Origin of the sequence: Hoeflea sp., assembly GCF_039975035.1 — a bacterium.
GTDB lineage: Bacteria > Pseudomonadota > Alphaproteobacteria > Rhizobiales > Rhizobiaceae > Hoeflea.
This window is the reverse complement of the sequence record NZ_JBDWHW010000199.1, coordinates 1-8709: the sequence shown is the minus strand read 5'-3', so window position 1 is coordinate 8709 and position 8709 is coordinate 1. Positions and strand designations below refer to the sequence as shown.

The following is an 8709-nucleotide window of genomic DNA, read 5'->3' as shown; positions in this document are numbered from 1 at the left end:
GTGGGAGAGCTATCTTGAGCCGGTCTGATCCGGGGGCTGCCGGACGGACCGAACCGGCGTCCGCTGCCCGGCTTCAATTGCCGCCGGACGCAGGCCCCTATGCGCCGGTATTCGCCGAACCCTGGCAGGCGCAGGTCTTCGCGCTTGCCGTGGCGCTCAACGAGCGCGGCCTGTTTACCTGGAGCGAATGGGCCGAACAGCTTTCCAGGCAAGTCGCCAGTCCGGGTGCGGCTGCCGATGGCAGCGATTATTACCAACACTGGCTGGCAGCACTCGAGGCACTGCTTGATGAAAAAGGCGTCGCCAACGCCGGCATGATCGATGCGCTCTCGGCCTCCTGGCGTCGCGCTGCACACGCCACGCCGCATGGCAAGCCGATCAGGCTCGAGAACGATCCCGAGTGCGGGTGAAGCTTGTAATAACGGCAACGCTGGATTGCGTCCGCCCGTTCACGAGCCGGTCAAGCGGTTGGCTAATCGGGCAGCCAGGAAACCGATTGTCCCGGAGGTGTCAGCTCAGCCAGGCAGGTGCCTGGCTGAACGGTGTGCCGAAACGGGCCAGCCACAGGCTGCGGGCAATCCGGCGGGCAACGGTGAGAATGGAAGCAGACAACTGGGAATCAAACAGGCTGTCAGTCGTGGTCTCGAAGACTTCGAGCCAGATCATGAAGTCGTCTTCCCGAAGGTCCGGCAAGGCATTGTGCTTGGCCACCGGTTGCCCGGAATATTCGCCCGAATGCAACAGCACCGACCGCCAGAACCGCTTCATCCGCTCAAGATGCATGTCCCAGATACCGGCGAGCCTGGCTTCGAACAACGGGCCCAGACGCGGGTGCCGGCGGATCTCGGCGTAAAACCGGTCGACCAGCATGGCGATCTCTTCAGGCGAGATTTCGACAACCGGCGTGCGCGGTTGCGACGGCCGGGCTTCAATCGTAATTGGTTGTGGTCTGTCAGACATAGAATTTCAGCGCGGCCAAAAGCGTGATCGCCCCCCAGAAGCACATGTTGATGAAAGAGCGGATCAACCCGCCATCCTGCTCGATTGTGATGCCGAGTTTGCGGCGGACCATGTCGCCGGGAAGAAGAAAAAGCCAAAGCAGTGTTTTCATCAAATCCTCTTTTCAGGTATTTTGTTTACCACTAATATTTTATGCTGTTTAAAGCAATATACAAAATACCAGTATTGAGGTTCGATCATGCGCCTGACCCTGCACACCGATTACGCCTTTCGTGTTCTCATGGCGCTGGCCCGGGCGCCCGGCGAGGTCAAATCGGTTGATGATCTGGCGCGGGAATTCAGTGTCTCGAAAAACCATCTCATGAAAGTTGCGCAAAACCTGACCGCCGGCGGTTTTGTCGCCACCGTGCGCGGCCGCAACGGCGGCCTGCGCCTGGCGATGCCGGCCCGCGACATCAATCTCAAAGCGGTTGCGCTGCACATGGAGCCTGACTTCAACATCGCCGGCTGCTTTGGCGGCGAGCCATGCTCGTTTCTGCCGCATTGCGGGCTCAAGGGCGTGCTCGGCCAGGCCAAGCTGGCGTTTCTGCAAACGCTCGGCAAGCATGATCTGGCCTCGATTACCTAACTAATCGGTCCGGTTCGGTTCATTTTGCTGTTTGCGTGCCGCTATAGCGTACAGATAAGTGCAAAAGTGAACCATTTTCCGCGTCTGTGACGGTGCGCTCGGTGGACTTCGCTGGGGCGCGACAGAGAACGGCGAATCTGCCATGAGGGGGATATGAAGTTTTCACCCCAACAGGATGAGGCGCTCAAAGCCGTCTCGCGCTGGCTGAAGGATGGCCGCACACCGATCTTCCGGCTGTTCGGCTATGCCGGCACAGGCAAGACCACGCTCGCCAAATATTTCGCCGAGCATGTTGACGGTGACGTGCTGTTTGCAGCCTTCACCGGCAAGGCAGCCCAGGTCTTGCGCGCCCGTGGCGCCAAGAATGCCCGCACCATCCATTCGCTGATCTACCGTCCGAAGGGCGAGGAGGAAGTTTCCGACGAGGAAACCGGCAAGACCACTGTCTCGCCCTTGTTCTCGCTCAACCGGCAGAGCCCGCTGGCGCAGGCCGCCCTGATCATCATTGACGAATGCTCGATGGTCGACGAGGCGCTGGGCAAGGACCTGATGAGCTTCGGCACGCCGATCCTGGTGCTGGGCGATCCGGGGCAGTTGCCGCCGATCTCGGGCGGCGGTTATTTCACCGAAGCCGAGCCCGATATTCTGCTCACCGAGATCCATCGTCAGGCCCGCGACAACCCGATCATCGATCTGGCCATGCAGGTGCGCGAAGGCCGCGAGATCATGCATGGCGACTATGGTACCGCCCAGGTGATCGGCAAGAACGAGGTCGACCGCGACATGGTGCTCGAGGCCGATCAGGTATTGGTCGGCACCAACCGCACACGGCGGCGCTACAACCAGCGCCTGCGCGAGCTCAAAGGGTTTACGCAAGCCTTTCCGCAGGCCGGCGACAAGCTGGTGTGTCTGAGGAACGATCCCTCCAAGGGCCTGCTCAACGGCTCGCTCTGGCAGGTCATGACCTCGTCCAAGGAAACCGTCAAGCCCGGCATCAACCTGCTGGTGCGGCCCGAAGATGACGACATGGATCGCGGTTCCGCCAAGATCAAGCTGCTCAAGAGCGCCTTCGACGACCCCGATCTCGAAGTCCCTTGGCAGACCAAGAAACGCTACGATGATTTCGACTACGGTTACGCGCTCACTGTGCACAAGGCGCAGGGCTCGCAATGGAATTCGGTCGTCCTGTTTGATGAAAGCTACGCCTTCCGCGACAGCCGCGAACGCTGGCTCTATACCGCGATCACCCGCGCTGCCGAGCGGCTGGTGATTGTCAGGTAACGCGACAGCTGCCAACCCCCGGTTGTTTCACCGCGTTTGCGGCTGCATACTCATGCGTAGCCGATCTGGAAACTCCGCTGGTCCGTACTCGGATGGTGATTGCATGAATATGTCAGATTTGATATATAGATGACCTGGATCGTTGAAACTCTCGATGCGTCGGTCGATGCGGAGCTGTCATCGCTGCCTGCCGATCAGATTGCCAAGTTCATCCGCATAGGTGAGCTGATTGAAACTTTGGGGCTGGAGCATATCCGCGAACCCCATGTGAAGCATCTGGAAGGCCCGCTTTGGGAAATCCGGATGAAGGGGAGGGATGGTATTTCCCGCGCCCTTTACGTGGTGGCCAGACCCAAACGGGTTGTCGTGGTTCGGGTGTTTGCCAAGAAGACCCGAAAGACCCCGCGCCGTGAGATCGAGCTCGCTTTGAAGCGAGCGGAGGACGTCAAATGACGAAGTTGACTGAATTGAAAAAGAAATTGCTGGAGCGTCCCGATGTGCGCGCCGAATACGATTCATTGGCCGAGGAATTTTCGATCGCCGAGGCACTGATCCGTGCCCGTGCGGAAGCCGACATGACACAGGAGCAGGTTGCCGAGAGAATGCAGACTTCGCAATCTTATGTGGCCAAACTGGAAAGCGGTCGGGTCAGCCCGTCGATGAAGGCATTGCAACGCTATGCGGCGGCGACGGGAGCGAGGTTGAAGATCAGTCTGGAACACGCGGTGACTCCATGATCCCTGACGGACAACAATGAGGTCCACCAGGAATTGTTACGATGATTTCGACTACGGTTACGCGCTCAGTGTGCACAAGGCGCAGGGCTCGCAATGGAATTCGGTCGTCCTGTTTGATGAAAGCTACGCCTTCCGCGACAGCCGCGAACGCTGGCTCTATACCGCGATCACAAGGGCAGCCGAGCGGCTGGTGATTGTCCGGTAGGTGAGGGGGCAATGCGCCGATGCCACCGCTCTGAAGTGATGCGCAATCTTCAGGTTTGGCTGGAATCTGGAGCAGCCGGTAAGTGTCTGGTTCCCCGGTTTGCCTGTGCTGATCATTCGGGGCGCCTGCTGGAAACGGCATTTGCAGCCCTTTGCCGACCTTGATGACAATCGTGGCTACCGCACGATTGGCGCATTAAGCGGATGTTTGGTTTGACCTTTTGAACCACAGGGGCGCCGGAAACCGGGGTTGGCATCGCGGTTATCGATCAAACATGCGGCTTGGGGTCCGCGGACTGTTGCAGCCGGGCCCGCTTGTAATTGTGGATCTCCCATCCTGTCCCAAATTTATGCTTTCCGGCTTCGTGCGCCGGGACCAGCGTTATCCCGGACCCGATACGCTGCCGGGGTCATGCCCATACGTCTCTTGAACTGGGTGTAGAAGTTGGATTTTGCTCCGAAGCCAGTTGCATACATTATGTCCAGGAGCGAGCGTTCCGGATCATCGCCCATGAGGCGGATTGCCAGTGATATCCTCCGGTCGTTGAGCAGGTCGGAGAAACTTCTCCCGGTGACCCGGTTCACGGCGACACTGACCGAACGCGCAGGCACGCTCAGGCGTTTGCTCACACGGCTCAAGGTCAGCGAGTCGTCGGCGAGGATATCCGGATCGCCGAGGAAGCGGTCAAGACGCTCCATGAGCGCGTAATCTGCCGGCCCCGGTTCCGGTTTCGCCACTTCGTCGTCCTGATGCGGGGACCGGTCGCTGACCATGTCATACACATGCTCAAACAGGGACGGACGTCCCATGGCCCCGAGCAATGCATAGGACATAAGGCCGAAAAACAGCGTTGTGGACAAAAGGAGGGGCAGGGAGGTTTCGAGCACTCCGCCCCGTACCAGCTCTGTGAAGATCGCTGCCTCCAGTGCCAGGCTGGCGCAAATTACCCCGATCACGATGCGCAACCAGGCCAGCGTTGTTCCCACGTCACGGCCGAGACCGCGGAAGTGGTGGTTCCCGCGCTGGTGCAGACGCAGCAATGCTAGGAGATATACGCTGTAGGTTGCGAACAATATCGGGTCGATTGCCCAGAATGTGTTGGCGAGGAGGGCTGCGATGACCATCAATGTCGGGATCATGTGCCACAAGTCTGCTGGCCGGAGACGACAATCAGGGTCCGCACCAAGTGCGAAATGCAGGTAGAGCGCGGGGAGCGACGCTGCCGCTAAAACAGGGCGCCATTGTCGTAATTCTGTGTTCGGAAAAAGCAGCGCGGCCAGCAGAAAGCCCGCCGAGGTCGCCGTAAGTCCGAAAAAGACGCTGAGTGCGAACGAAGAAGCACTGTACCGCCCCGCAACAGCGACCCGGGTCATGAACAGGGTCATGACGACGCTCAGGGACATCGTGGCGACAAGAATGACCACGTGCAGCAATGGAAATCCCCTTTCCTCGCGATTCATCCCGCCGTCCGGATCGCAAACACCCAGACCGAATAGCAGTCCTTGATCGCGTTTCAGGACGCAAGGCAACCGGCCCCCCTGATAGGCCCCTGATCATAACAATGAAAGGAACCTAGTCATGAAACTCGTTTGTTCACTCGCAACTCTGGTCTTCGCCACAGCCCCCGTTGCCTCTTTGGCGCAGGAAGTCACACCAGTCGTGGCGCAGATTGTCAGCCCCGTTCACTCGGAACACGGAACATCACAAACCGGTAGCTATGACGCCGGGTTGAGCACGCTCACGATCCGTGATGACCGGAGTGACCGGGCCCTTGAAGGGCTGATCTGGTATCCGACGGACACCGCTGGGCCAGTGCGCCTGGAGTTCGAGAGCGCAGTTTGGGTCGGCTCCCACGTCATTCGGGATGCCATCGCAGCCGAAGGAGCTTTTCCGATCATTGTCTTGTCGCACGGCATGTTCGGAAGCGTCAGGAACCAGGCGTGGTTTGCTGCCGCCATGGCGCGGCGTGGATACGTGGTCGCGGCGATAAATCATCCGGGAACGTCTACGAGGTTGCGGGATCCAGACCAGCGACGGGCGCTCTGGGAGCGACCGGGCGACATCACTCGCGTGATTGATTTTGCCGTCTCGCCGGGCGCTTTGCAGGTACAAATTGACCCCGATAGCGTTTTTATGGCGGGGCATTCGCTGGGCGGGTTCACCGCGCTGGCGCTGGCTGGCGCCCGGTATGATGCGGAGCACCTTGCGCAATTCTGCGATGCAACCCCGGGCGAATTGACATGTGACATACTTGCAGATTGGGACATCGCTCAGACAGCTCAAGACCGCCAGCAGATGCAAGCGGACCTGTCAGACAGTAGAATTCGCGCCTTCGCGGTCTTCGATCTGGGCGGGACTCAGAGTTTTTCGGAAGAAAGCCTTCGCACAATTGACAAGAGAATTCTAATATTCGGGGCTCCGATCATGAATTCCGGTTTGACACTCGACATTGAGTCCCGTGCACTCGTCGCCGCGCTTCCGACCGGCAATTTCCGCTACGTTGAACCCGCCACGTTAAGCCATTTCGATTTCTTCAATCTGTGCAAACCGGCAGGTTTCGATATTCTGGCCGAAGAAATCCCGGGAGATGAGGTCGTTTGTCAGGACGGTGGCCGTCACCGGGAAGCCATGCATGCTTTGATCCTAGATGAAGTAACGGCGTTCTTTGCCGAGAGCCTTCGATAAATCACACGAGCGCGGATGGTCGAATACCTGGAATTGATCTGTCGCGTCGAAAATGTTGCAGCACCCTGCCTCGGGCACCCATCCGTCCCGATCGCAGTGTCCTGATCTTGATGCCGTCGAATATCTAAGGTCATCTGGCCACAATCTGCGAAATCTGTGCAAACTCAGCTCCCATGCACGTGTTGCAGCCGGGAGTTGGGTTCCGGCTTGCGTCAAAGTTCAACTCCACTCGGAAAATCTCTCAGATCCGCATGCGCGGCACGTCGTGCGGGTCGAGCCGGAGCTCGATCAGGAGAGGGCGGTCGCGGGCCTCAATCGCCGCAAGCGCGGTTTCCAGCTCCTCGTTCGAATGCACTTCGATTCCCTGTCCACCAAGCGATTTGGCGATCTCGGCGAAGGACGGCCAGTGGAACTCGGTCAGGCTCGGATCCATCTTCCGGTCAAGAAACTGGATATGTTCCGCGCCATAGGCTGAATCATTGGCGACGATGACGATCAGGTCGAGCCCAAGCCGCACGGCGGTGTTGAATTCGTTGATGCCGCCCATCATGAAACCGCCATCGCCGGAAAACAGCACCACCGGCCGCCCCGGCGCGGCAAGACCCGCGCCAATGGATTCCTGCAGGCCAAGCCCGATCGAGCCGAAATTCGCTGTCACGACAAAGCTCTTCGGATCGGGAGCGGAAATGCGGCACCAGACTTCGGTCATGAACCGTCCGCCATCGGTGACCAGGACACGGTCAACCGGCAGCGCCTGTTCAAGCCGTTCCAGCGCGTGAACAAAGTTCACACATCCATCGGCGGTCTTGCCCGTGCCCGCCGGATGGGCGGTGAGCACGCCGATCTCGAGTTCACGGGTAAAGCCGGTTGCCGGGATCTCGGCCTGATCCAGCCAATACACAATGGTTTCCGCGGTCAGCCCCGCATCGGCCAGAAGGGCTGCGTCGGGATGCATCCCGCCACCGATGGCGGTCGGTTCGATATCCACCTGCACGATCCGCTTGCCCTGCATCAGCTTGCCGCGGTCGGTGGTAAAGTCGTGCAGCCCTGTGCCGAAACAGATGATGCAATCGGACTGGGCGATCAGGTCATAGGCGGCAGGCGTGGAAAGTGTCCCGAAAATGTCGATGTTATGGGGATGACCGTTAAACAGCCCCTTGGCCTTCAGCGTCGTGGCAAGCGGCGCCTCCAGCCGGTCGGCAAGCCGGATCAACTGGTCACGCGCGCTAACCGCTCCGCCTCCGGCCAGGATCAGCGGGCGGCGGGCCGAGGCGATCATGCCGATGGCCTGGTCCAGAATATTGCCTTCGGCCACGCCACCCGGCGCGGTGAAGACGTCGAGCACCTCGACCTGATGTTCCACCTCCTGCCACATGAAGTCGGCAGGCATGTTCAAAACGATGGGGCGGCGTTCGACCTGGGCGCGGTAGAAGGCGCGCGCAACGTCTTTGCCGACAGTCGCGGGCGCGCGCACCTGCTCGAACCCGGCGCCGGTCGCCTTGACCAGTTCACGCTGGTCAATGCATTGCGCGTGACGCGGGTTGGTTACCGGTGTATCGCCGGCAAGCAGAACCATGGGAATATGTCCCCGCACGCCTTCGGTCAGCGCAGTGATGCAATTGGTCAGCGCCGGCCCATGGGTTACCGTGGCAACCCCGACCTTGCCCGCGACATGGGAATAGGCCAGCGCCATCAGCACCGAACTGCCCTCATGTGCCGCCGGCACAAACCTGCCGCCGCAGTCGCGCACGAAACTATCGACCATGAACAGGTTGGCGTCGCCCATCAGCCCGAACATGGTCTCGACCCCGTGGTCAGAGGCCGCGCGGGCAACGGATTGATAGAAGTGCATCTTGCTGCTCATCGGCATTCTCTCCAGTCGCGATTTCATCCGTGATAGCCGAAATCGCATGCGCGAACCGCGCAATATGGTCGGAATTTAACGAAACTATGCGTCAGATAGAGAGATATGGTGACAATTGTGCAATGATCTTGCATGAGGCTGGGTGCCTTGGGAAATCATGACATGACATCATGTCGTCACACCGGAAGGTCCGGACGCCGGATCTGTTTGGTGAAGTCCTGGAAAACAGCAGGCGGGGTGTTGGTTCAACGCGCTGGCAAGCCGGCGCAGCGCTCGAACTCGCCCGGATGCGAACGGCATCATGACCCTGATTGTCCAGGATCGTCATCAATGAAAACCGCCGCCGGGA

Annotated in this window: 10 protein-coding genes and 1 pseudogene; 7 read left to right on the top strand and 4 right to left on the bottom strand. The window is 59.5% G+C overall.

Annotated elements, in window-relative coordinates:
• The first annotated feature begins 77 nt into the window (after window positions 1-77).
• Window positions 78-410: a nitrile hydratase accessory protein gene (locus ABJN75_RS17765; protein WP_348440918.1), complete on the top strand. Its 333-nt coding sequence runs from the start codon at window positions 78-80 to the stop codon at window positions 408-410.
• 100 nt (window positions 411-510) lie between these two features.
• Here ABJN75_RS17765 and ABJN75_RS17760 read toward each other — a convergent pair whose 3' ends face one another.
• Window positions 511-960, bottom strand: a complete 450-nt coding sequence (locus ABJN75_RS17760) for a group III truncated hemoglobin (protein ID WP_348440917.1) — start codon at window positions 958-960, stop codon at window positions 511-513.
• A complete protein-coding gene (locus ABJN75_RS17755) occupies window positions 953-1111 on the bottom strand; it encodes a hypothetical protein (protein ID WP_348440916.1) in 159 nt (52 codons plus the stop codon). Before ABJN75_RS17755 ends, ABJN75_RS17760 begins: the two co-directional genes overlap by 8 nt.
• An 87-nt stretch (window positions 1112-1198) precedes the next feature.
• Here ABJN75_RS17755 and ABJN75_RS17750 point away from each other — a divergent pair, with 87 nt between their 5' ends.
• From ABJN75_RS17750 to ABJN75_RS17730, 5 genes and pseudogenes are all read left to right on the top strand, one after another.
• Entirely contained in the window at window positions 1199-1588 is a 390-nt protein-coding gene (locus ABJN75_RS17750; RefSeq protein WP_348440915.1) for an Rrf2 family transcriptional regulator, read from the top strand.
• A 153-nt stretch (window positions 1589-1741) separates the two neighbouring features.
• Window positions 1742-2869, top strand: a complete 1128-nt coding sequence (locus ABJN75_RS17745; RefSeq protein ID WP_348440914.1) for an ATP-dependent RecD-like DNA helicase — start codon at window positions 1742-1744, stop codon at window positions 2867-2869.
• 129 nt (window positions 2870-2998) lie between these two features.
• Window positions 2999-3322 (top strand): type II toxin-antitoxin system RelE/ParE family toxin, encoded by a 324-nt coding sequence (locus ABJN75_RS17740; RefSeq protein WP_348440913.1) that lies wholly within the window; start codon window positions 2999-3001, stop codon window positions 3320-3322.
• The gene (locus ABJN75_RS17735; protein ID WP_348440912.1) at window positions 3319-3606 is read left to right on the top strand and encodes a helix-turn-helix transcriptional regulator; all 288 of its coding nucleotides are present in this window, start codon (window positions 3319-3321) and stop codon (window positions 3604-3606) included. Before ABJN75_RS17740 ends, ABJN75_RS17735 begins: the two co-directional genes overlap by 4 nt.
• Window positions 3607-3643: 37 nt before the next feature.
• Window positions 3644-3811: pseudogene (locus tag ABJN75_RS17730) on the top strand (ATP-binding domain-containing protein); the annotation flags it as partial.
• 347 nt (window positions 3812-4158) lie between these two features.
• Here ABJN75_RS17730 and ABJN75_RS17725 read toward each other — a convergent pair.
• Window positions 4159-5271 carry a helix-turn-helix domain-containing protein gene (locus tag ABJN75_RS17725; RefSeq protein ID WP_348440911.1) on the bottom strand — a complete coding sequence of 371 codons (1113 nt, stop codon included), beginning with the start codon at window positions 5269-5271 and terminating at the stop codon, window positions 4159-4161.
• Window positions 5272-5389: 118 nt separating this feature from the next.
• Between ABJN75_RS17725 and ABJN75_RS17720 the strand changes: the two genes are divergently transcribed.
• Entirely contained in the window at window positions 5390-6496 is a 1107-nt protein-coding gene (locus ABJN75_RS17720; RefSeq protein WP_348440910.1) for an alpha/beta fold hydrolase, read from the top strand.
• A gap of 241 nt (window positions 6497-6737) precedes the next feature.
• On the opposite strand, the gene ABJN75_RS17715 is transcribed toward ABJN75_RS17720, so the two are convergent.
• Window positions 6738-8360, bottom strand: a complete 1623-nt coding sequence (locus ABJN75_RS17715; protein ID WP_348440909.1) for a thiamine pyrophosphate-binding protein — start codon at window positions 8358-8360, stop codon at window positions 6738-6740.
• Window positions 8361-8709 lie beyond the last annotated feature (349 nt).